Annotated in this window: 19 protein-coding genes; 9 read left to right on the top strand and 10 right to left on the bottom strand. The window is 64.5% G+C overall.

Annotated features, from left to right (window positions below):
- Nucleotides 1-44 precede the first annotated feature (44 nt).
- Nucleotides 45-377, top strand: coding sequence for a PadR family transcriptional regulator (locus VGH98_24010; GenBank protein HEY2379067.1), 333 nt, complete (start codon nucleotides 45-47; stop codon nucleotides 375-377).
- Between the two features lie 3 nt (nucleotides 378-380).
- Nucleotides 381-3,119 carry an ABC transporter permease gene (locus VGH98_24015; GenBank protein ID HEY2379068.1) on the top strand — a complete coding sequence of 913 codons (2,739 nt, stop codon included), beginning with the start codon at nucleotides 381-383 and terminating at the stop codon, nucleotides 3,117-3,119.
- A gap of 20 nt (nucleotides 3,120-3,139) precedes the next feature.
- On the opposite strand, the gene VGH98_24020 is transcribed toward VGH98_24015, so the two are convergent.
- Nucleotides 3,140-3,349 (bottom strand): hypothetical protein, encoded by a 210-nt coding sequence (locus VGH98_24020; GenBank protein ID HEY2379069.1) that lies wholly within the window; start codon nucleotides 3,347-3,349, stop codon nucleotides 3,140-3,142.
- A gap of 56 nt (nucleotides 3,350-3,405) precedes the next feature.
- Here VGH98_24020 and VGH98_24025 point away from each other — a divergent pair, with 56 nt between their 5' ends.
- Nucleotides 3,406-3,795 (top strand): hypothetical protein, encoded by a 390-nt coding sequence (locus tag VGH98_24025; protein ID HEY2379070.1) that lies wholly within the window; start codon nucleotides 3,406-3,408, stop codon nucleotides 3,793-3,795.
- Nucleotides 3,796-3,966: 171 nt separating this feature from the next.
- Nucleotides 3,967-5,967, top strand: a complete 2,001-nt coding sequence (locus VGH98_24030) for a heavy metal translocating P-type ATPase (GenBank protein HEY2379071.1) — start codon at nucleotides 3,967-3,969, stop codon at nucleotides 5,965-5,967.
- Nucleotides 5,968-6,548: 581 nt separating this feature from the next.
- Here VGH98_24030 and VGH98_24035 read toward each other — a convergent pair.
- Nucleotides 6,549-7,004, bottom strand: coding sequence for a hypothetical protein (locus VGH98_24035; protein ID HEY2379072.1), 456 nt, complete (start codon nucleotides 7,002-7,004; stop codon nucleotides 6,549-6,551).
- Between the two features lie 267 nt (nucleotides 7,005-7,271).
- Between VGH98_24035 and VGH98_24040 the strand changes: the two genes are divergently transcribed.
- A complete protein-coding gene (locus VGH98_24040) occupies nucleotides 7,272-7,493 on the top strand; it encodes a hypothetical protein (GenBank protein ID HEY2379073.1) in 222 nt (73 codons plus the stop codon).
- A 96-nt stretch (nucleotides 7,494-7,589) separates the two neighbouring features.
- Here VGH98_24040 and VGH98_24045 read toward each other — a convergent pair whose 3' ends face one another.
- Nucleotides 7,590-8,483: a hypothetical protein gene (locus tag VGH98_24045; GenBank protein HEY2379074.1), complete on the bottom strand. Its 894-nt coding sequence runs from the start codon at nucleotides 8,481-8,483 to the stop codon at nucleotides 7,590-7,592.
- A 39-nt stretch (nucleotides 8,484-8,522) separates the two neighbouring features.
- Nucleotides 8,523-8,909: a zinc-binding dehydrogenase gene (locus tag VGH98_24050; GenBank protein ID HEY2379075.1), complete on the bottom strand. Its 387-nt coding sequence runs from the start codon at nucleotides 8,907-8,909 to the stop codon at nucleotides 8,523-8,525.
- A gap of 21 nt (nucleotides 8,910-8,930) precedes the next feature.
- Between VGH98_24050 and VGH98_24055 the strand changes: the two genes are divergently transcribed.
- Nucleotides 8,931-9,437 carry a hypothetical protein gene (locus tag VGH98_24055; GenBank protein ID HEY2379076.1) on the top strand — a complete coding sequence of 169 codons (507 nt, stop codon included), beginning with the start codon at nucleotides 8,931-8,933 and terminating at the stop codon, nucleotides 9,435-9,437.
- A gap of 9 nt (nucleotides 9,438-9,446) precedes the next feature.
- Here the strand turns inward: VGH98_24055 and VGH98_24060 are convergent, their stop codons facing one another.
- From VGH98_24060 to VGH98_24080, 5 genes are all read right to left on the bottom strand, one after another.
- A complete protein-coding gene (locus tag VGH98_24060) occupies nucleotides 9,447-10,289 on the bottom strand; it encodes a phosphatase PAP2 family protein (protein HEY2379077.1) in 843 nt (280 codons plus the stop codon).
- 472 nt (nucleotides 10,290-10,761) lie between these two features.
- The gene (locus VGH98_24065; GenBank protein ID HEY2379078.1) at nucleotides 10,762-12,549 is read right to left on the bottom strand and encodes a sulfatase-like hydrolase/transferase; all 1,788 of its coding nucleotides are present in this window, start codon (nucleotides 12,547-12,549) and stop codon (nucleotides 10,762-10,764) included.
- A gap of 123 nt (nucleotides 12,550-12,672) precedes the next feature.
- Nucleotides 12,673-13,917: a cation:proton antiporter gene (locus tag VGH98_24070; GenBank protein ID HEY2379079.1), complete on the bottom strand. Its 1,245-nt coding sequence runs from the start codon at nucleotides 13,915-13,917 to the stop codon at nucleotides 12,673-12,675.
- Nucleotides 13,914-16,226, bottom strand: coding sequence for a tetratricopeptide repeat protein (locus VGH98_24075; protein ID HEY2379080.1), 2,313 nt, complete (start codon nucleotides 16,224-16,226; stop codon nucleotides 13,914-13,916). The genes VGH98_24070 and VGH98_24075 overlap by 4 nt, the downstream gene beginning before the upstream one ends.
- A complete protein-coding gene (locus tag VGH98_24080; GenBank protein HEY2379081.1) occupies nucleotides 16,181-16,990 on the bottom strand; it encodes a hypothetical protein in 810 nt (269 codons plus the stop codon). Before VGH98_24080 ends, VGH98_24075 begins: the two co-directional genes overlap by 46 nt.
- Before the next feature lie 172 nt (nucleotides 16,991-17,162).
- Between VGH98_24080 and VGH98_24085 the strand changes: the two genes are divergently transcribed.
- From VGH98_24085 to VGH98_24095, 3 genes are all read left to right on the top strand, one after another.
- A complete protein-coding gene (locus VGH98_24085; GenBank protein HEY2379082.1) occupies nucleotides 17,163-17,297 on the top strand; it encodes a hypothetical protein in 135 nt (44 codons plus the stop codon).
- Nucleotides 17,298-17,649: 352 nt separating this feature from the next.
- Nucleotides 17,650-17,991 carry a PadR family transcriptional regulator gene (locus VGH98_24090; protein ID HEY2379083.1) on the top strand — a complete coding sequence of 114 codons (342 nt, stop codon included), beginning with the start codon at nucleotides 17,650-17,652 and terminating at the stop codon, nucleotides 17,989-17,991.
- Between the two features lie 4 nt (nucleotides 17,992-17,995).
- Nucleotides 17,996-20,698, top strand: a complete 2,703-nt coding sequence (locus VGH98_24095; protein ID HEY2379084.1) for an ADOP family duplicated permease — start codon at nucleotides 17,996-17,998, stop codon at nucleotides 20,696-20,698.
- Between the two features lie 60 nt (nucleotides 20,699-20,758).
- Here VGH98_24095 and VGH98_24100 read toward each other — a convergent pair whose 3' ends face one another.
- On the bottom strand, nucleotides 20,759-23,440 hold the full coding sequence (locus VGH98_24100) for an ABC transporter permease (GenBank protein ID HEY2379085.1): 2,682 nt from the start codon (nucleotides 23,438-23,440) through the stop codon (nucleotides 20,759-20,761).
- Nucleotides 23,441-23,453: the final 13 nt, after the last annotated feature.

Genomic DNA, 23,453 nt, shown 5'->3' on the forward strand with positions numbered 1-23,453 from the left:
AAGCGCGTTACCCTCTCCCTTGTCCATTCGACAAGAGAGACCGCATGGCCGCCTCGTCCGACGTCCTTCAGGGAACCCTCGACCTCCTGGTGCTGAAGGCGCTGGCGCTCGCGCCGATGCACGGGTGGGGCATCAGCCAGCGCATCCAGCAGCTCTCTCGCGACGCGCTACGGATCGGCCAGGGATCGCTCTACCCCGCGCTCTATCGGCTCGAGCGAAAGGGATTCGTCAAGAGCGACTGGTCGACCACCGAGAACAATCGCGAAGCCAAGTACTACCAGCTCACCGCGGCGGGCCGCCGAGCCCTCAGCAGCGAGCAGCGCGAATGGCGCCGCTTCGCCGATGCCGTGGATCTCGTTCTCGTCGCGGAGGGCTGACCGATGCCCAGCGTTACGTCGGTGCGAATGTGGCTGCGCGCGCTCTTTCATCGCGACCGCATCGAACGGGATATGTCGAAGGAGATGCAGTTCCACTTGGAGCGAGAGACCGAGCTCAATATCCGGCGCGGCCTGTCGCTCGACGAGGCGCAGCGGGCGGCCCGCGTTGCATTCGGAGGAGTCGAGCAAATGAAAGATGCGAGTCGCGACACGCGCGGCACCGCGCACATCGAGTCCATCGCGCGCGACATACGCTACGCGATTCGATCGCTCAAGAACCGACCCGCCTTCACACTCACCGTGATCGCGACGCTTGCCCTCGGCATCGGCGCCAACGCGGCCATCTTCACGCTCGTTGACGCGCTGCTCCTGCGCCCGCTGCCGGTGGCGCATCCCGAGCAACTCGTGATCGTGAGCGATCCCGCTCAGGTGAACAACAACAACGTTGGCTCTCCGGTCACCGACTTCGTGTCGTTCCTGCTCTATCGGGACGTGCGCGCACACAACGCCTTGTTCACCGACATGTACGCGAGTGGGGGGTCCGGTCCGATCGACGTGAAGATGGGTGCGGGCACCGATGCAACCGCGGAACAGCCGCGCGCACGATTCGTGACCGGCAATTTCTTTTCCGTGCTCGGCGTGCCCGCGTACGCGGGCCGCACCTTCACCGCGGCCGAAGACGAGGCGCCGGGCGAAGATCCCGTCGCCGTCCTCACGTACGACTATTGGCAGCGTCGCTTCTCGGGGTCGTTCGCCGCGATCGGCAGCGTCATGCGCGTGAACGACGTCGCGATCACGATCGTCGGCGTCACGTCGCCGGGGTTCCGTGGCGACATCGTCGGCCAGCCGTTGGACTTCTGGCTCCCAATGATGATGGACCCCGTGATTCAGCCGCGTATGAATCTGCTGAACGACCGCGGGTGGTCGTGGCTCATGATGATGGGCCGGCTCAAGCCGGGTGTCACGCTCGAGAAGGCACGTCAGGAGATCAGCGCGATCGAGGCGAACGCGATTCGCGAACATCTGTCCGGCCTCGAGTTGTCGCAGTTCGACGAGAATCTCGAGCAAACTCCGATTCATGTCGTGTCGGGTGCCCGCGGGTTCTCCGAGCGGCGCGCCGAGTATGGAAAGGCCCTGTGGGTGCTCATGGCGGCGGTCGGTTTGGTCATTCTCGTCGTCTGCGCGAATGTGTCGAGTCTCATGCTCGCGCGCACCGTCGCGCGTAGCCGCGAGATGACGGTCCGCATGACGCTCGGCGCGGGCCGCGGGCGGTTGATTCAGCAAATGCTCATCGAAGGCACCGTGCTCGCGATCGTGTCGAGCGTGCTCGGGCTGCTCGCGGCGACCTGGGGCACTCGGGTGTTGCTCGCGAACGTGAGTAGCGCCTCGAACCCGATCGCCATCGATACGACGCCCGATGCGCGGGTGCTCGCCTTCACCGCGACGATGGCGCTTGCGTCGGTGCTTCTGTTCGGGCTTTTGCCTGCCTTCCGCGCGACGCATGTCGATCTCGCGACGTCGTTGCGCTCGCAGGGGCGCAACCTGATGGGCGCGGCGCGAGTCGGGGGGGGCCGCCTTCCGTTCGGGCGCGCGCTCGTCGTGGCGCAGATCGCCTTGTCGATGTGGATGCTCATCGGCGGCGGCTTGCTCGTGCGCAGCATGCAACAGCTCCTGCATAGCGACCTCGGAATGGATCGCGATCACGTGGTCGCGGTGCGCGTGCGGACAGCGCGCTCGCAGTATGTCGGCGCGCGGCTGGCGCAATTCAGGCGCGACCTCGTCGACCGCGTCGCCCGATTACCCGGTGTGGATGCGGCCGCCTTCGCCGATCACGGATTGTTCAGCGGGGGCGCGTGCGGCCGTCACGTCGATGTGTCGGGTTTCATTCCGCAAGCGGATTCGGAACGCCAGGTCGCATGCGACAACGTCGGCCCGAACTTTTTCCATGCGATCGGCGCGCGCTTGATTCGCGGCCGCGACATCGAGGCGCGCGATCTCGAGACCGGGCCGCCTGCCACGGTGATCAACGAGACGATGGCGAAGCGGTATTTCGCTGCTCGCGATCCACTCGGTGCTACAGTGACGGTCGACAGCGTCCGGTACACCATCGTCGGGGTCGTGCGGGATTTTCAAAGCAGCGACGTCCGCGGCAAACCGCGTCGCGAGATGTACCTCGTGTTCAACGATCCGACCATGGGCGAGACTGGGCAAGCCAAACTCTCGGTGCACGTTCGCGGGAATCCGTCGCGCTTTGTAGGACCAATTCGTCGTGCGATCGAAGAGGTCGATCGGACGCTGCCGATCGCCGTCGATCCGGTGAACGACCTCGTGCGCGACACCCTCTCGGAGGACGTGCTGCTCGTGCAGGTGACAACCTTCTTCGGCATCGTCACGTTGGTGCTCGCGGCACTCGGTCTGTACGGGGTCACGGCGTATTCGGCCAGCCAGCGCACCAGCGAGTTCGGATTGCGCGCGGCGCTCGGCGCGGAGCCGGGCGATGTGACGAGAATGGTTCTCGGCGAGGCGGTGCGCCTAGCGATTGTAGGAGTTGTAATCGGCGTGCCGGCCGGTCTTGCGGCAACGCGGCTGATTCGGGCGCAGCTCTTTGGCGTCGGCACGATCGACTTGCCGTCGCTCAGCATGGCGATCCTCGTGCTCGTGGCCACGGCCGTCGTCGCGAGCTACTTGCCGGCGAGACGAGCGGCGAACGTCGGCCCGTTGGAAGCGCTGCGGCTGGAGTAGCGAGCCATGAGCCGCGCTCGCTACTCCGCTCGTATCGCGACGAGAGGACTGAGCCGCCGCGCGCGAAGCACCGCCGGATAGGTCGACGCGATCGACGCGAGCGCGAGGACGAGCGCGGCGACGACGTACACTTTGACGTCCAGTGCATCGACGCCGTAGAGCTGGTGGCCGAGCAATCTACCTGCGACGAGACCGCCCGCGAGACCAGTCGCGATGCCGGCCAGCCCCACTCATCCTTGACGGTCGGCGCCTCGCCGGCGTCATTGCGTTCCTCGCGCTGTTCGCCGTGCCTAACGCCGCATCCGCGCAGCACGAACGTCACCCGGCAGCAAAACCCGACTCGACGCACGGCGACTCTCTGGCCAAGCGAGCCGCGGCGCGCGATACCACGCCTTCAATGCCGGGCATGCCAGGCGGCGGCCACAGCATGGGGGACATGATCAACGGCCCACTCGGGATCTCGCACGTCCGCATGGGATCGGGTACCTCCTGGTTGCCCGATTCCTCGCCCATGCACGCCAACCATAAGATGTGGGGCGACTGGACGGTGATGCTCCACGGCGTCGCCTTCGGACAATACGATGACCAGGGCTCCAAGCGCGGCGACAAGCAGCTCGGCATCGTCGACTGGGAGATGGTGATGGCGATGCGCCGCGTGGGGACCGGCGCATGGTAACCGAGGCGATGCCGGCAATGCAGCACATGCCGGAATGAAGATGCCCAACGACTCCGCGCGAACGAATCCCGAGCTCGGTGGCGAACGATGACCCACGATTCTCCCGAACAGCACGAGCACCACACGCCTTCCGGCGACCATTTGTCAGAGAAGAGTCACGAGTCGCACGGAATGGCAGACCACGCGCACGGGCACGAGGGACATGATCGACATGCCGGTCATAGCGTGGCGATGTTCCGCGACAAGTTCTGGATCTCACTTGCCCTAACGATTCCCACGCTCCTCTGGGGCCACATGCTCCAGCGCGCGTTCGGTTATCAGGCGCCGATGTTTCCAGGCGCGATGTGGATTGCGCCAGTGTTCGGCACAGCGGTGTTTCTCTATGGCGGGAGCGTCTTCATTCAGGGAGCGATCAGCGAGCTGAAAGATCGAGTGCCGGGGATGATGACGCTCATTGCCCTGGCGATCTCGGTCGCGTTCGTGTTCAGCGCGGTGGTCACGATCGGCTTTCCTGGCATGCCGCTCTGGGAGGAGCTCTCGACCCTCGTGACGATCATGCTCCTCGGCCACTGGATCGAGATGCGCTCGATCTCTCAGGCACAGGGCGCCTTGAAGGAGCTCGCCAAACTGCTTCCGAACACCGCCACGCGCGTCGTTGGCGACCGCACTCAGGAAGTGCCCATCAGTGAGCTGAAAGACGGAGACGTCGTCCTCGTTAGGCCCGGCGCGAGCGTCCCAGCCGACGGCATCGTGCAACAGGGCGCGACTGGCGTCAATGAGTCGATGATCACGGGCGAATCGCGTCCCGTCGAAAAGAAGGAAGGGGACAAGGTCATCGCCGGAACCGTCAACGGCTCTGGTTCGCTGCGCGTCGAAGTCACCGGCACCGGCGACCGTACTGCGCTCGCCGGCATCATGCGACTGGTCGAGCACGCGCAGAGCTCGCGATCGCGAGCGCAGACGCTCGCCGACCGTGCGGCGTTCGCGCTTACCCTCATCGCGTTAGGCGCTGGCGTCGTCACGCTGATTGTGTGGCGTGCCATCCGGCCCGGCGACCCGGCCTTCGCGATCGAACGCGTCGTGACGGTGCTCGTCATCGCGTGCCCGCATGCGCTCGGTCTCGCGATTCCGCTCGTCATTGCGATCTCGACCACGCTTGGCGCCCGGAGCGGGCTCCTCGTTCGCGATCGGCGCGGTCTGGAAGCGGCGCGAAATCTGAACGCGGTGGTATTCGACAAAACAGGCACTCTTACCAAGGGTGAATTCGGCGTCGCCAATATCGCCACGGCCGACGGCATCGAGCCTAACGAGGCATTGCGTCTCGCGGCCTCCGTCGAGGCCGACTCGGAGCATTCGATCGCGCAGGGCATCGTGAAGACAGCGCGAGAGCGCGGGCTCGATGTGCGTTCGCCGGAAGGATTCGAGGCGATTCCGGGAAAGGGAGCAAAAGCGCGCGTGGAGGGCCGTGAGCTCTATATAGGTGGTCCGGCGTTGCTTCGAGCGCTTGGCTTGACCGTCCCCGAGAAGCTCGCGTCCGCGCCGAAACGGGCCGAGGAGGAAGGCAAGGCTTCGATCTACCTCGCTGACCGCACGTCGGTGTTGGCAGCATTCACTCTTGCCGACGTCGTGCGGCCCGAGTCGCATGAAGCCGTTCGCGCGCTGCATGACATGCGGATCGAGGTCGTCATGATGACGGGCGACGCTGGCCCAGTCGCGCAAGCAGTGGCTTCGGAGTTGGGGATCGATCACGTGTTCGCCGAGGTGCTGCCGGATCAGAAGGCGTCGAAGATCGAAGAGCTGAAGCACGGTGGGAAGCGCGTGGCCATGGTCGGAGACGGAGTGAACGATGCGCCCGCACTCGTGACCGCCGATGTCGGCATAGCCATCGGCGCGGGGACGGATGTCGCGGTGGAAGCAGGCGACATCGTGCTCGTGCGCAGCGATCCGCGGGACGTGCCACGTATCGTTGCCTTGAGCCGCGCGAGCTATCGCAAGATGATTCAGAATCTGTGGTGGGCCGCTGGCTACAACATCGTCGCTATTCCACTCGCCGCCGGTGTCCTCGCGTCGCGGGGCATCGTTCTCTCACCGGCCGTGGGTGCGGTGTTGATGTCAGCGAGCACGGTGATCGTCGCCGTCAACGCACAGCTGCTGCGCCGGGCGAAACTATAGCGCGGCGGATGCCGCCGTCGCCTCTCGTCGCGCGATATGCCACCGACGCGCCGCGACAAGCGCCCAAATTGCCTCGATGACTCCGAACGGCCATGCGCCCTGCAGGAATCCGTACGCCGATCCGAGGCAACAGGCGACAGCGAAGCCGAGCGTGAACCAGCGAGGTCGAGGTAGTGGCCAGCGCTGTGTGGCTGGCCCCACCCCATTCCGGGCAGAAGCCGCACGCTTTCGCACAGATGCGCACCAACGACAAGGAGCAATCCGAACGCGCCGATGGCCTGCAAAGCAGGTCCGGAGTGAACGCCATACCTTAGGCGCAGCATGCTCCAGCCGAACAACGGCCCGACAAACGCGAAAGCGATCAGAACCCTCAGCAATGTCCGATTACACCAACGCGGTTGCAATGCCGAATAGTGATCCGGTGACGAGCCACACGTGACACCGGCTACGGCGGTGATCACGGCGAGCGCAAATACCGCAGGCACTCACTCCGAATGATTAAGAAGGCTAGCCTTCGCGACGGTACCAGTGGGCACTCCGATCACGGCCGCTATGCGCCCGACGGAGCTCGCAGTCTCGGCTCAGTCGCCCTGAGCCAGATGGAAGGACATCCCGAATCGAATTTCTTTTGAACGAGTAGGCTTGGGGCGCGCCGTCGGAAGGACGAACCTCGACATGCGCCAACGCCACTCGGCAAATAGATCGACAGAGGCAGCGAGTGGGACCATGCTCCCAACTCCATAACTCCAGTTCTTGGTGGTCGCACGCACGTTCGCCGTATCCATCGCCGACTTCCCCATGCCGACGAATCCGTACGAAGCGGCGGTTCGGTTCCGACTGCCTAACGGCCGTCCAACCAGCGCGAAGACTGCGTCAACATCTGCGGTCCAGGGGCGCAACCACATCGTAGCGCCCAACGTGCTCGCCGATGTGTTCCTGAGTGCGACGTGTCCCGACGCGCGAAGGGCGAACCTCGGGCTGCTTGCGAGCGTCAGTGCCAGACCACCCAACGCGCCCGTGCCGGTCTTGGCGGGCATCGAAAGCGCGGGCTGATCGAGGCGTCGGACTGCTGCGCCATCACAGGGAAGGCGTTGCCCGCGATCATAGCGGACAACAAGACGCTGCTGAGGCGATAATGGCGCAAGTGGCTCCCGGTACGGCTCGTCCGAGAACCATTCCCGGCGATTACCCGCTTCTCAGACTGGCTGGGAAGACTCCGGTAACCATGATTCCTAGCGCCCCCCGACGATATCAATCGTTGCTCGGATGAGGTCGCGAGAGAGTCCCAGCCCGGCCGCGTGCTCATGTCGATCGACTGGGGTGGTCAGTACGCGCAATTGCGGTACGGGCTCACATTGGAAACGGCGGCGGGGAAGCTGAGGCTCTCGCGCGGTTTTGAGGGCGCGATCGGCGTGGGACACGGTGACTGGGATTTTCTCACGGAAGAAAATGCGGTAGAATCGATCGCTCTGCTCGGGGAGCTGATCGAGGATGTCGCGCAGTGGCCGTCGCGTCTCACGATGTGATGTCGCTACTGCTGCTCCAACGAGAGCCGCACGGTAGCCGGCAGTATCTGCGCGACGACATCTGAAGGCGTGCGCGCAGCCTAACGGCGGCAGCCGCTATTTCAGCAGCGACGAGATCGTAACGATCGCGACACTCAGGGCGATCGCGATCGGAATTCCGAGCCATCCATCGCTCGACGGAGCCTTCAGCTCGGCGCGCAGTTGTCGACCGCGCCGAAGGTAGGCCCACACACCGCCGATGCCTGCGGCATAGAAGACCCAGCCGTAAAGGGTGCGGAGCAAGACGAATCCAATGAATCCGATGTACGTCAGCGGAAAGAAACTGAGGAGCAGGAGATACAGCGCGCCCGCCGTGCCGATGCCCGACGCGAGCGCGGCCGCGAACCGCGTCGGTCGGCGAGTCGTTAGGTGCAACACAATCGCGAGAAAGACGAACAGCCCAATGAGCGGGCGTCGCGAAGCGCCGTTCGAATGCTGGCCGAAAATGCGGAACAGAACCGCGTAGGCGATCGCGTAGAGCGCCGTGCCGATCCATATGAGATCATTGTTGCCGGACGCCAGGAGCGTCTCGAGGCGGACCAATGACGGTCGGTATGCGGAAGCGATCGTCACGATGCAGCTGCAGTACGGCAGCGCATTCGCCATGATACCACCGAACTCGCCGAAAATTCGGTATTCGGTGAGGAAGGCCCCGAGCGCGACGAGCGACGCCAGGATTACCAGTCGCGTCGCCCTCGCGGTCCGTCGCCAGTACACGGCGCTCGCGCCGAGCGCTATCGCAACGATGAAGCTGCAGACGGTGATGCCGCGCCACATCCGCTCCGCCGCGCTGCCGGGTGCGATCACTTGGAACACCGCGTCGTTCAGTCGCGTGTCGCGGTAGAGATGTCTGGCGACGAACAGCAGCATCACGCCGAGCAGGCCGAGTGTCGTCCGCGCGAGGCCAGTCTGGTCTTGGACGCCGGTGGCGCCTGATTGTGGTTGTGCCATGTGGTTGGGTCTCGGCGCACGTACCGTCTGGTAAACGCTTCACCGAGGCATGGCGTAACGGTGACGCACGTCCCGCTCAACGAGTCCCCAGCGGCGCGCGAACGCTACTGACGGCGTGCCACCAATGCTCACCACCACACCGCCGGGTTTCACACACTGGAAACTCCTCACGAGTGTGTCACCGCCCGCACTGTCCAGCACCACGTCACACTCTTTGGCCACGTCTTCAAACCGTGAACGCCGGTGATCAATCGCGACATCGGCGCCCAAGCGCGCAACCAACGGAAGCGACGCCGCTTGTTCGAACGTCAGGTTGGTGGGTTTGAGGGCCGCGGCGCCTTCGCGTACAGCGGCAAATTCGGCAAAGGTTCCAATGCGGTCCTTGTCCACACGCGCATAGACCGCATCGCCCTCCCTCACCGTCACCGAGTCATTGTTCCCATAATCTTGCCGGCGGGGAGCCTAACGCCTAACGATGGCGGAGAGATGGTCGTCGGCGGATTGCCCAACACGGGCGACCATATCAGCAAGACGGTCGTTGTCGACGACCGCCGCCTGTTCGTGAACATCGGTTCGGCCTCGAACTCCTGTCAGGTGGCGAACCGCGTCGCCCAATCGCCGGGCGTGTTCCCCTGCCCGGAGCTCCCAGTACGCGCGGGCGTGTGGCTCTTCGATGCGCGCGGTACGAATCAGACCGAGGCCTCGGGAACGCATTACGCCACTGGCTATCGCAACCTCGTGGCACCGGCGATGAATCCGGCGAATCGCGAGCTGTACACCGTGCAGCAAGGCCGGGACATGCTCTTCGAGAACTGGCCGCAGTTCTATACGCAGGATCGGACTGCAAATCTTCCGGCTGAAGAGCTGGCGCGGGTCTTCAAACGAGGAGAATGGCGTTGCAGCAGCTCTCGACGAGGTGGGCGAGAGTCTCGTGCATCGGTGGATGCGTGGTAGCGTGTCCGGCTACCAGCCGACCGTCTCGACCACCATCACGCCACCCTCTCCCGTCGGCATGACTATCGCCCCCAGCAGCGCGCGGTCGAGCTTCGTGCGCTTGTGCGTATGGGCGTAGTGCACGACGCGGGTGCCGAAGAAGGTGCCAAGGAAGGCGCCAGCGACGACGTCGCTCGCCCAGTGCTGGTTCAGGTACATGCGCGAAACGCCGGGTAGGAGCGCGAAACCGTAGAGTAGCGGCGCCGCGATGGCCTGGCCGCCGGCGTTCCGCTCGCGCATTTCCTGCAGGATCCCGGAGGCCACGACGAAGCCCGCGGCCGAGTGGAGGGAAGGGAAGGCGCGGTAGTCGTACTTTGTGAACCCCTTTCCCCAGTGGAACGAGTATGCAGAGTCGACGTTCACGCTCGGCCGTGCGCGGCCCAGGATACCCCGCACCACCTGGCCCATCACGCTCGCGAGCGCCTGCGCCTCGATCAGGTGCAGCGACACGTCCGCGAACGTCGAGTCGTGCGCGAGGCGCCCATAGCCGTAGGTCGCCACCGTCGCCCAAGTGAGGGTCGTCGCGCCGGTGAGATTGCTGACGTCCTGCACGAAGCGATGACGTGACGAGGTGCCCTGGACGTCTGGCTGCTGCATCCACCGGGCGATGCGCGTGTCGAAGAGCGAGACCGCCGCGCTGCTCGCGACGCCGATGCCCGCCGTGACGAGGTCGCGGCGCGTGAAGAAGGTCTTGGGCACGTGCGCCGAATCGGCGGCCATCGTGGGCGATCCAACACTGGCGTCCGCCAACTGCGCCGCGAGCGAAGTCGCCGGAGCGGCAAGGGCGAGGGCGAGGAGGACGCGGAGCAACATGGCGGAGGAGAGATTGAGCGAGCTAGTCCTTGTCTCCGCGGTCGACAGCGGCGCGCACCCATGGCGCACGCACTTCGCTAGAATGAATGCCGGCTCTACCCAGCAGGGGCCGAACGGGATGGCGGAGCGGACTCGCATCTCTCGCAAAATAGGAGTTCGAGGTTACGGGACGGCTACAATGCCGCACTCGAGCTGGCCAACTGCAGCACCTAGACGGCGTACCTTGGTCTGGTACGACCTGCTTGATCAGATCGAGCGATAACCGCGCCTCGGGCTGATACCAGCTGACCGACGTCGCCCCTTTGGCGCGATAGGCCTGCTCCCAATGCGATTTCGCGTCCACCTCATAAATATGCGCGACGGAGATGCCGTCGGTGAGCTGACGTCTGGGCGCGGGCGTTTCGGGTCGCCGCCACCCTCATGATGTTAGGCGCGTGGCTGCATGGCGTCATGGCGCCGTCGTCAAGCGGCGCTACCGCTGTTTCCGCTTGGTGTCCTTCTCTTTGCCATTGCCATTGTGATTCTCGTTCGCGTTCTCGGCCTGTTTCTTCTCGAGCTTTGGCGCGAGATCGTAGATCGGCGGATTGTTCGAGGCGAATCCGATCTTGAACTGTGGCGGATATTTCATCAGTTCCTTCATGTACCAGCCCGCCTCACCCATTACCGGGACCGCCATCGGAATGTGACGCACACCGATGCTCACGTCCTCTTGCGGGTTGGAATAGAGATTGACCAGGACGGCGCCGCCGGTTTCGGTCGCGATGGGCCCACTGAATCCGCCGACGTCGCCTTTTGCGAAGAAGCCACCCTGAATCTCCGCGGTGAAGATGTACTTGAACTCGTCGACACGCATCATCGCGAAATACTGATTCAACGTGTACGGCCGGCTCTTTCGCGCCGACTCGCCGCTGTCCGCAAGCAGAAGACCCGTTTGATCGATGCCATCGATGTACGTCGTCTTCGGCACGAACTCCGCCACTTGCGCGCCCGGTTTCCCAGCAATGCTGATCGCTGTGTTGAACAGATCGGCCAGATCGAATAGGCCTTCCGATCGGCGCGGCTTGATCATCCCCTTCCAGTAGGCGAACGTCGGGACGCGCACGCCGCCCTCCCAGCTCGATCCCTTGCATCCGCGGAATGGCGTCCGCCCGTGCGGCGGAATCTCGCACTCGGGACCATTGTCAGATGTCAGGAAGATGAGCGTATTCTCGAGCTGGCCCGTTTCCTCGAGCGTCTTCACGAGCTGGCCGAGGATGTAGTCCATGTGCACCATACAGTCGCTGAACACGGTGCGCGCACGTGATTTCCCGGCCCACTCGTCCGAGGGATAGTTGTCGAAGTGACACCCTCGTGTCGCGTGATACAAGAAGAAAGGCTGCTTGCTGTCCTTCATTCGACGGAGGAACGACACACTGTAGTCCATCCAGTGCTTGTCGAGATCCTTGATGTACGTGAGGTCGATCGTTCGCACGCTTTCACACTTCTCATGATTCGCCGTCGAACAGTGCACCTCGTCGTGATTGAACGGATCCTCCTCCATCATGCGAAACCGGGAGGGGCTCAACGCGACTTCAGGATTGAAGTACGTATCGCGCCATTCGGTGTACATGTCCGATACGCCCAAGAATCCCATGTAGTCGTCGTAGCCGACGTTCTGGGGAAGTGATCCCTTGTTTTCACCCATGTGCCACTTGCCGACACCCTGCGTGACGTAACCGAGCTGCTTGAGCACACTCGCAACGGTGACCGCGCCGTCGAGTCCGCCCGGCTCACCGTACATCGGCGGCCGGAGGATGCCGTGGTGCAACGGGTTCTGACCAGTGTGAATAGTCGCGCGTGTCGGAGAGCATGACGGCGTCGAGTACGCCGACGTGAGCACCAGGCCCTCATTGGCGAGCTTGTCCATCACCGGCGTCTCATTGCCGACGGCGATTCCGCCGCCATTGAAGCCGGGATCCATCCAGCCGACATCATCCAGCAGGAAGATCAGGATGTTCGGCTTCCGTCCGGTTCGCGACGCGAGCGCGGCGAGCTTCGCTCGCGCTTGTTGCTCCTGATCGGGATGCCGGATGACCGGATACATGTTGTCCACCAGCTTCACGTCTTTGAGATGCATGAACTGGTCGGGGTGATCGAATCCTCTCGCTCTCGTTGGTCCTTCGGCGCTGCCACGTGCGTTCTGCGCCACGGCGCCCTGCGACGACGCCAACAGCGCGGGGACGACGATGGCGAGCATCGTCGCGGATTTGGACTTGTGCATCTTCATCGCTCTCCTCGGGTAATCGAATGGAAATGGCCCGAGCGCGGTAGTTAGCGAAGAGCAAATGTGTCGAGTATCGGACCTAAGGCCATTACCTGTCGCGACGGCCTGAAGCTTGTCTCGTTAGGCAGCGCGCTTCGTGCGATCCGCCGGCGCTCGCGATGTGAGTCGCGGCGCGAAGCATTCGGTCAGGATCGGCCCGAGAATCGATGTGAACAGCATCAGCGCGAGCACCACATTCAGCATCCGATTGTCGAGCAATCGCTGACGCCTGGCATCGAAGGTGGCGAAGGCCACGAGCGTCGCTGCCAGCGTTGCCGCAACCTGGGGCAGGGTCAACGACCAGATCGTCAGCCGCTCGTCGCGCGTGTAGCGAAAGCGGCGGCCAGCGATCTCGGCGGCCAGGTACTTCCCGATCACTAGCGCGCCGACGATCGCGACGACGAGGCCCAGGTCGTTTCGAAGACTGTGCGCGAGCGAGCGCGGGTCGATCAGGAACCCAGTCGTGACGAAGAAGATCGGGATGAAGAGGGCATTGGCGACGAATCGCAGCTCGTTCTTCGCGCGCTTCCCCTGCGTGGCGGCGTTGAGCGCGAGGCCGGAGAGAAATGCACCGACGATCCCGGGCAGTTGAATCGCTTGCGCGAGCACGGCCGCGACCGCGAGGATCGCGACCATGACCGCGAAATACGCACTGTCGTCGTTCTCGACTCTCTTCAGCACCGCCGCGCCAACACGGCTCAGGCCGAAGAGAACGAAGAGAATGAAGCCCGCGATCTCGAGTATCTGTATCGCGATGCCGGAGACCGAGAAACCGCGCTGAAAGATGGACAGGCAGATCGCGAACACGATCAATGAGCACGTATCCGAGAAAACGGTCGCTCCGTAGACGACCGTGATCGGCTCGAGCTTCGTCAGGCCCAGTCGCGAGACGACCGACGAGGCGAGAAGTGTGTGCGACGCCAGCAGCGAGCCGATCACCGTCGCGGCAATCGCGTCGTATCCGTACGCGAGACCAACGGCCGTGCCGAGCAACAGCGGCATAAAGGTGGTGATGGCGCCAAACGAGATCGAGCGCGCTCGCACTCGCCGAAACAACTCCAGATCCACCTCGAGGCCCGCCATGAACATGAGCAACAGCTTGCCTAGCTCGCCGAAGAAATCGGCGATCGGTCTGTTCGTGCCGATGACGTCGAGACCGTGTGGTCCGAACAAAACCCCGGCCAGCAGAAATCCGACGACGGCGGGGATGCGAGCCCGACGCGAGAGCGCTGGGACGACGACGATCACCGCCAATCCCACCGCAAACTTCGCGAGGAGCGGCAGTGACAGCGCGTATGCGCGCAACCATTCCCATGAAGAAGTCATGGCCGGCGCGCCTCGTAACTGTGTCGTTCCGACAGTCGGCCGGCGAGAATCCGCATCGACATGTTCGACGGCTCTATCGCGGCGAGACGACGCACGTACTCGATGGCGCTGGTCGTGTCGCCGTGCTCGAGGAGCCGCGAGATGAGCAATGACAGCGCATCGCGGTCGAACGGGTGTCGCGACAGCACGCCGATCAATACCGCGCGCGCTTCGGCGCGTCGATTCGCGGCGCCGAGCGCAATCGCGTATACGTTTGCGTAACGCGCGACGTCGGGCGCGAGCCGCGCGGCACGAGCGAGCTCGGACAATGCTTCGTCACCGCGTTTGGCACGAACGAAGTACAGGGCCAAGGCATGGTGCGCCGCGGCGCTGGTTGGATCGATCGTCACGGCGGAGCGCAAGACGCGCCCGGCGTCGGCATCGCGATCGGTCGCGCGATACACGTCGGCGAGGTTCACCAACGCCGGCACGGAACGCGGGTCGATCGTCAATGCTTCGCGCAGCTCGCGCTCCGCATCGACGTACTGCCGTCTGCTCGCGTAGAGCAGGGCGAGTTTGACGTGCGACTCCGGTCGGTCGGCGTTGAAGCGCTCTCCGGCGAGGTATTCATCGAGCGGAATGCTCGCCACGGACGCGAGCGCGCGTGCCGCCTCGACGCGTACGGCGCGCACGTTATCGCCGAGCAATGGCGACAGCATGCGAACCCTCACGCTCGCGTCGGCTTCGGCCAAGCTCAGAACAGCCGCGCGCCGAACGAGCGCGCTGCTGTCCGACAGGCCCGCCCGGATGACGTCGAACGCGCCGTTGAACGACGGATCGAGTCGTGACGCCAGTCGCTGGAGCGCGCTGGCGCGCGCGATCGCCGGCTCTCCAGAGTCGCCGGCGATGCCGATCAGCAATCGCGTTGCACCGGAGTCGTCGCGCGTGCTCGCGGCAAACGCTTCGGCATAGCGTTGATAGCCACGAGGCACGTGTCCGTACCACGCTTTCACCTGCCGGGCTGCCCACGACGCGCTACGGTCCGCGTGACAGCTCGTGCACGCGTTAGGTACGCCGAGCGAGACGGAGAGATCCGGGCGAGGAACGCGAATGCTGTGATCATGTCGCTCATGAATCACCATATACGTCCGCGTCGGCATGTGGCAGCCGACGCAATCAGCGCCCTTCGACCCGGGCTGATGAAAGTGATGTTGCGAGGATTGATATGCCGCCGGCAAATGACAGCGGACACAGACCTGACTTCCAGGCGCACGCAGTGTGGCCGCGTGAGGCTCGTGGCAATCGGAGCAGACGACGCCGCGCGCGTACATCCGGCTCTGGACGAATGAGCCGTACTCGAAGACTTCGTCCTCGATCTGACCGTCGGCATGGTAGAGCTGATCGTCGAGCATGGCGACGCGATGCGTGTCGCCGAGGGGACGACCATGGACATAATCCTCGCTGAACTCTTCGCGACGCGAGTGGCAACGAGCGCATCGCTCCACTTCGTTGGCGCGCGTCAGTGGCGCGAACGCGACCTTCCCCCTCGACGAAGCGTGCAGCGAACCGGGTCCATGACACGCCTCGCACCCAACGTTGGGCGCCGCAAAGGTCGTGGCAAAGCTCCGCGTCGCCGGATCGTAACTCTTCTCTACCCCAGTCGAGTGACACTCGGCGCACATATAGTTCCAGTTCTGCCGGATTCCGGTCCAATGGAGCTCGTCGCCATGAGCGATGCGCTGATTCGGGTAGAGATGAAACCAGCGTTGGCCGCCGTCCGCGCGCGGTCGCGTGTCCCAGGCGACGCCGAGCGCCTGGAGGCGGCCGCCACCGAGCGCAATGAGATATTGCTGAAGTGGCGCCGTCCCGAGGGTGTAACGCACCGGATAGTCGCGCAGTACGCCGTCGGGTCCATCAGTGTTGACGACGAATTGGCCATCGCGGCGCGAGAACGTCGTCGTGACGCCTGCGTACCGATAGCGCGCATTCGCGAAGTCGCCGGCAACGGTCGAATCGTTCGGAGCGCGCATGGCGAGGTCGTGATGCGACCCGCGCCAGCGTGCGGTGACGCCAGCGTGACAGCTCGCGCACGTCTCCGTCCCGACGTAGGTCGCGGTCGGCGCATCGCGGTGGGCGAGACTTCGCGCGCAGCCATCCCAGAAGAGCACGAGCAGTGACGCTGCAATCGAGACGGCGGCGCTCGCGATGACGACGACCCGTCTGAGACGGCGATGCCGCGCAGGTGCAGGGCAATGCTGATTCCTCGCAGCCGGCAAGACGCCACCTAACGACGCTCGATCGGGTAAAGCAGGGCGAATATGAATCGCCACTGGTCGCCGCCGGCCGTGTCGGGACGCTTGCCATTGTGATAGTACTGCATGCCCAGGCTCACCGCCTGCCGGCCGATCTCCGTAACCTTTCCGAGTCCGATCCCGACCGGCAGTGTCCATCGCTGTCCTTCCGGCGCGCTCCAATCGGCGGTGATGATGGGAGCGGTCGTGATCGACCAGCCTGGCGGGATGTTGAAGCTTATAAAAGGCTGAACGGTGAGTGCGTTGATATCGGGGCCACTGTTCAGACCAGTAATTCTCCAGAGGTTGTTGGCGAGAACGCCGACAACCCATCGCCCCTCGGAGACGAGGCCCACTCCCGTCGGTCCCAGAGCCCACTGTCCGGTTCGCAACGCGTCGTTCGTGGCGGTCGGGATCGAGAGGATCGGTCCGATGCCCCAGACGAATCGCCCCGGTTGGCGCGGTGTGAAATAGACCTGCTCCTGAATGTCGCCGATGCCGGTCTCGCGTGTGTTGCCGGGCATGGGGACGTTGCCATACGGAATTATCGTGCGTGCGATGACGATCCACTCCTTATTGATCGGGAGCGGCATCACCGGCTGCACGTTGAGCAGCAAGGTTCGCGATTCGAATGCTCCCGCGGAGTAGTAATTGAACTGCAGCGGGAACGACGTCAGGTTCGCGACTGGATTCTGAGATGCTTTCGCCAAGTCAGACTCGTTCTGCGCGCTCCCAGCGCGCGACGCCAGCGCCGTTAGGCACGCAGCGAGCACCCGCGCCACGAGCCATCGTGATCGTCTCATGTCGCTTCTCGCGGTCGGATGGGACGTTGGGCAAGGTGAGCGGTTGAGCGGCGGCGAGGCATTGGACCAAGGCCGTACGTGGATCCGGCAATGTGCGTCCAGGGTCGCATGAGACTTCGCAAGGCCGAGCGCCAACTTTCGCGCGACACCTCAGCGGGGTTGAGCAAGTCTCGTGTCACGAAACACATCGCGCTGCTGGCAAGCGGCGCGGCCGCGCTGGCTGTCGGTCGACTACGATCACGACAATTTCCTGTACGACACGGACATGAAGGGCTTCATCCTCGGCGCCACGTATCGCTTCAAGTAACTTTCCTCGTTCTTTGCAACAAATTCGAGACGGCAGGGCACATCGCTGCGTCTCGAGATGCACCCAATTGGAGGCAATTCCCCCATTGACCCACGGCCATGCTTGCCATGATGACACATTACTTTCTTCGCCGAGTTGCTCTTTCTCTCTTCGGACCTGCGTCCATTCTCGGCGTGGTGACGACATCGTCAGTGAAGCTGGGCGGTGCACAAGTGAATCAGCCGCGCGCTCGTAGCGATCAGGATTCGGCGGTTCTGGTCAACTGCCTTCGCGCTTTGGTGGCGAGCCTCAGTCCTCTTGACATTCGGGAGGAAAGACACAACCTTCCTCCTGACATCCGGGAGGAACGCCCTTGGCCAAACCCACCGCCAACGAACAGGTCCTGCAGGGCACGCTCGACCTGCTCATCCTCAAGACGCTCTCGCTCACGCCGATGCACGGATGGGGGCTCACCCACCGCATCGAGCAGCTCTCCCGGAACGCGCTCCAGGTCGGCCAGGGCTCCATCTACCCGGCTCTCGTTAGGCTCGAGCAAAGAGGCTGGATCGACACGGAGTGGCGCATCACCGAGAACAGCCGGCGCGCGAAGTACTACCGGCTCACCGCCGCCGGACGCCGCGCGCTCGGTCAGGAGCTCGCGTCCTGGAATCGTTTCGTCAGCGCCGTCGGTCTCGTCCTCGCCGCGGAGAGCTGAACCGATGCGGTACCACGTCCGTGCTACACTCACTCGCGTCCGGGAATTGTTCCGCCGCCGCTCACGCGCCGCCGCCGAGCAAGATGAGGAGTTCGCGTTCCATCTGGAAATGGAAACGACGGAGAATATCCGACGGGGAATGAGCGAAGCCGAAGCTCGGCGCGCCGCCCTTCTTCGCTTTGGCGGCATGCAGCGCTTCCGCGAGGAGACGAGCGCTGCGCGCGGCGTGGTCGCGCTCGACAATCTGGCGCGTGATACGCGCTTCGCCGTTCGCCGCCTGCGCCGCGCGCCAGGATTCGCTATCGGCGTCATCGCAACCCTCGGCATCGGGATCGGCGCCTGGGCCGGCATCGGCTCGATCGTCTACGGCGTTCTCCTGCGCGATCTCCCGTACGACAAGCCCGATCAGCTGGTGCGCGTGGGCTTCATCACCGATGGAGTCGCGACGACGGGCGACCTACACTCTGCAGCCAGCTACTTCCACTTCGCGAAGAGCGCGCGGTCCTTCACAGAGCTCGGGGCGTATTCAATCAACGACGGATTCAATATCACCGACGGCGACGCGCCCGAGCGCGTGACCGTCGCCCTGATGACGCCGAGTACGCTCACTCTGCTCGGTGTTCGCCCGCTTTTCGGCCAGCTCTTAGAGCCTAACGACACTGCGTGGTCCAACCCCCGTGCAGCGATCCTCATCTCGGAGAACCTCTGGAGGCGGCGGTACGGAGCCGATTCGTCGATCATCGGCCGCCGCGTCTACTTCGACCACGGCTCCCGCGTCGTCGTCGGGATTCTTCCGCGTTCGTTCGCTTTTCCGTCACCGTCGGTGGACGTCTTCTATCCCGCGGCGATATCGGTCACCCCGCCGCAGATCACCTCGCGTTACTTCAGCGTCATCGGCCGTCTGCGCGACGGCGTCAACCCAGCAAGCGCCGCGGCTGAACTGAACGAGCTGATTCCGTCACTTTCGGAGCGCTTTCCCGCGATCACACCCGACATGCTGCGGCACAGCCGCGCGCGGATATCGGTGGAGTCACTCAAGGCCGCCACGGTGGCTTCGGTACGTCCCCAGCTCGTGCTGCTCGGCGTCATGGTCGCGGTCGTGCTGCTCATCGCGACGACCAACGTCATCAACCTGTTCGTGCTCCGCACGGAGCGCGCGAGTCAGGAGATCTCCATAGCGCTGTCGCTCGGCGCGACGCGCGTTGCGGTTGCGCAGCGCTTCGTCATGGAAGGGATCGTGCTGGGCACGGCCTCGGCGATCGTGGCGCTTCCTGCCGCCGCGCTCGCGTTGTCCACGAAATTCGGCTTCACGGAGCGCGAGATCCCACGTCTTCATGAAGTGTCGTTCACCTGGCACACCGTTGCGCTGGTGCTCGGGTGCGCGGTGCTGATCGGCGCCTGCGTGGGGCTCATCGCGCTGACGCGCGTGGAAATGGCGGCGCTGTTCGACCGACTCCGCGCGCCGCGCTCCACCTCGACCGGCACCTGGCGTCGCGCGCAGAACGGCCTCGTCGTCTTCCAGGTGGCGGTGGCGCTCGTGTTGCTCGTCGCGGCGGGACTGCTGGGCCGCAGCTTCTGGAATCTCCGCCACGCGAAGCTCGGGTTCGCGCCGGAGAACGCCATGGCCTTTCAGGTGTCGCTGCCATGGGGCCCTGACGGCTACGTGTCATACGGCAAGGCTGCGGCGTTCCACGCGAAAGTGCTCGATCGAGTGGCAGCGCTCCCCGGTGTCAGTTCCGTCGGCGTCGCGCTACGACTTCCTCTGGCGAGTCGCGGCGCGCCGATTCTCGACGTGCAACTCCATGCCAACGGTGACCCGGGGCGGCCGACGGTCGCGGCGGCGTTCAACGTCGCGAGCGCCGGCTACTTCCACACGATGGGGATCCCGCTGCGTGCCGGCCGCAGCTTCCAGTCGGGCGACCTGCGCGACACGCCGGCAGTGGTGGTGAGCCAACGCCTCGCGATGAATCTGTTCGGGACGACGGACGTCATCGGACGACACATCAACAGAACGCAGGAAGGGAGCCCGCCGACGGCATTGCGCATCGCCGGCGTGGTTGGCGACGTGCACTGGGACCGTATCGAGGACGGTTACGTGCCGATGGTGTACTCTCCGCTCCTGCGCGACGGTGACGGGCTGCCTGCCGACAGCAACCCACTGCGGTACCAGCCGATGAGCATGCAGTACTCGATACGTGGGACGCAACTGCCTTCGTTGGCGACGATTCAGGCAATTGTGAAGGAGCTCGATCCTCGTGTGCCTGCTACGAGATTCCGCACGCTCCGAGGTCTGGTGGACGAAGCGACGGCCCGCGTGCGCCTAACGATGCTGCTGATCGCGATCGCCGGCATCGCCGCCCTGTTGCTTGGCGTGATCGGTGTGTACAGCGTCGTTGCTTACGCGGCAAAGGGACGGGTGCGAGAGTTCGGAATCCGCCTCGCACTCGGCGCCGCGCCGACGCGCGTCGGCAGTATGGTACTCGGCGACGGACTCAGGCTGGTCGGGCTCGGCACCTTCGCGGGCCTCGTCGCAGCCCTCGGCGCCGCGAGATTTCTCCGCGCCCTTCTCTATGAGGTGAAGCCGACCAGCCTCGCGGAGTTCGCGGTCGCGACGGTACTGCTCGTCGTCGTATCGGTGTTCGCGACGCTTCTCCCCGCGCGCCGAGCAGCGCGCACCCACCCGGCTGTGGTGCTCCGCGGCGAGTAGCGATCCGACAAGACTCGCCGACGATCCGCGAGCCAGCTCTTTCTTGAGACCATCGTACTCTTACTCCAATCGGAGCGCCTCGACCGGCTCGATCCGCGTTGCCGCGCGCGCCGGAACTGCGCACGCGGCCAACCCCACCGCGACCGCAATCACGCCCGCGACGATATACGAGGCGGGATCGTGCGCCGTCACTCCCACGAGAAGCGACGCAGCGAACTGCGAAAGTCCCGCGGCGAGCAGCAGCCCCGCGATCAGCCCGACCGCTGTTGTCGTCAGTCCATCACGCAGCACCAGACCGAGCACTGCTCGGCGTGATGCGCCCAGCGCGGAGCGAATACCGAATTCGCGCGTGCGCGCGAACACATTGTAGGCCATCACCCCGTAGATCCCCAACCCCGCAAGCAGCAGCGCGAGCACGGCGAACAGCGCCGTGAGCGTCATCGCGACGTTCTGACGACGTACGATGTCGGAACGGACCTCGCGCAATGTCATCGGTAATAGCACCGGCACCTTCGGATCGAGCATGCGCGCGGCATCGGCGATCAACGGCTGCAGCGACGCGGCGTCTCCAGTGGTGCGCACTACCACCGAGCCGCCAGCAATCTGCGTCTGCTCGGCCGGGAGATATACGGTTTGCCGCGCCGGGGACATCGCGTCGTCCCTGACGTCATTCACGACGCCCACCACTTCACGCATCAGCAGCGTGTCGCCGGCGCTCCGCGCATAGAAATCGGTGAGCCGAATGCGAGCGCCGAGGGGACTCTCGTTAGGCCAGTAGCGCTTGGCCAATGACTCGCTGATCACGAGCACCGGAGCGTTGCCGGGCGTGTCGCCGGCGTTGAATCCGCGCCCCGCACGCACTCGGATTCCCATCGCCGCGAAATACTCCGTTGACGCCGTCGCCAGGATGGCGCTCGGATGCTCGCCGGGCTCCGATGGCCGTCCCTCGATCTCGAAGTGCGGCGAGATCCAGGAGCCATTCCATGGATTCGTAACGGTATAGCCGACCGCGGTAACGTTGGGCAGCGTGTGCACGCGGTGCACGAAGGACTCGACGAAGGCGCTCTGCGCGGCCGGGTCGCGATAGCGCGGGCCCGCGACGAGGAAGAACGACGTCTGGTGATTAGACATCTCGTAACCGAGATCGGTGCCGAGCAGCGTTCTGAAGGTGCGCACGAAGAGACTCGCGCCCACCACGAGCGCGACGGCAAGCGCCACCTGCGCCGAGACGAGGAAGCTCGAGGTGTGCGCTGACGAGGCGCCACGCGACGATCCGCGCGCCGCGCTGTCACCGAGCGTCTGACGCACGTCGACGCGCGTGGCGGCGAGGGCCGGGAGCGCGCCGAAGATGACTCCGCAGACGATCGACGCGGCGAGCGCGAAGAGCAGCACCCCGGCATCGATGCGAATATCACCGAGCCTCGGCAGCATCGGTCCGGCTATGCGCAGGAGCGACGCCTTGAGCGCGGCGCCCAGCACCAATCCGATCGATCCGCCAAGGATACCATAGAGAATCGTCTCGGCGAGCGTCTGCCGGATGAGGCGTCCGCGTCCGGCGCCGAGCGCCGTTCGGATCCCCAGCTCGCGGCGGTGCGCGGCGGCGCGCGACAGAAAGAGGCCGGCGATGTTCACACAGGCAGCGAGCAGCACGATGAGCGCGCCGCCCATCACCAGGCGCAGCACCGGTCCCGCGCTGCCGACGATGGCTTCATGGAGCGGCGTGGGCAGCACCACCCCCGCGTTCCTGATCTCCGGATGCGCCGCCTGAATACGCGAGCGCAGCACCGCTAGTTCGGAACGCCAGTTCTGGAGCGACACATTCGGTTTGAGTCGCACGACGGAACGCCATTCGCGAGACCTTGCGGACGACTGTCGGCCTAACGCCGCGTCGACGTTGAATGGGAGCAGCACGTCGGCATTGAACGTCGGGCCGACAAAATGCTCGGGCAGCACGCCGATGACCGTGAACGGCCTTGCGTTGACCTGTATGACGTGGCCGACGACGCCGCGATCCCCGCCAAACACGCGCTGCCACACCTGATACGTGATGACCAACACGCTCGGCGCGCCGCGCAGGAAGTCGTCGCTCCGAAACGCGCGGCCGAGCACGGGCTGGATGCCAAGGACGGGGAAGAAGCTCGGCGCGACGGACACCGCCTGCCACGCATCGCTCGTGCGATCGTCGGAGTACATGACGCCCTGATACGCACCGAACAGCGTGAGCCCCGCGAGGGATTTGCTCTCTCTAGCCAGCTCCGTCAGTTCGACGAGTGAGAGTTTGTCGTTGTCTCCGTCCGTGGCCGCGGGCGTGGTGTATAGTCGGTAGAGCTGCTCCGGATGACGGAAGGGCAGGGGAGCGATGAGCACGCGCCTGACGACGGAGAAGACGGCCGTGTTGGCGCCGATACCGAGGGCGAGCGTGAGTAGCACGACAGCGGCGAACACCGGCGCGCGGCGCATGCCGCGCAGCGCGATCGTGAGGTCGGCGCGCAAGTCCTCGAGCAAATGACCGCGACGCGTCTCGGCTTCGATCTGCATGTCGGTGTCCTCCAGATAACGGCGGGTCGCGTCGAGATCGCCGAATTCACGCACGGCGCGCTCGTGTGCCTCACGAGCGTCCATGCCCTGTGCGACGAGGTCGCGGGCGCGCATGTCGATGTCGAACGCGATCTCGTCCTGGACGTCGGTGCGAATACGCGCCGCGGAGCGCGGCAGCCGAGGGAACCAGGGTATGCGTCGCATGGAGCGTCTCCTC

The sequence above is a fragment of the Gemmatimonadaceae bacterium genome (assembly GCA_036496605.1).
Taxonomy (GTDB): domain Bacteria; phylum Gemmatimonadota; class Gemmatimonadetes; order Gemmatimonadales; family Gemmatimonadaceae; genus AG2.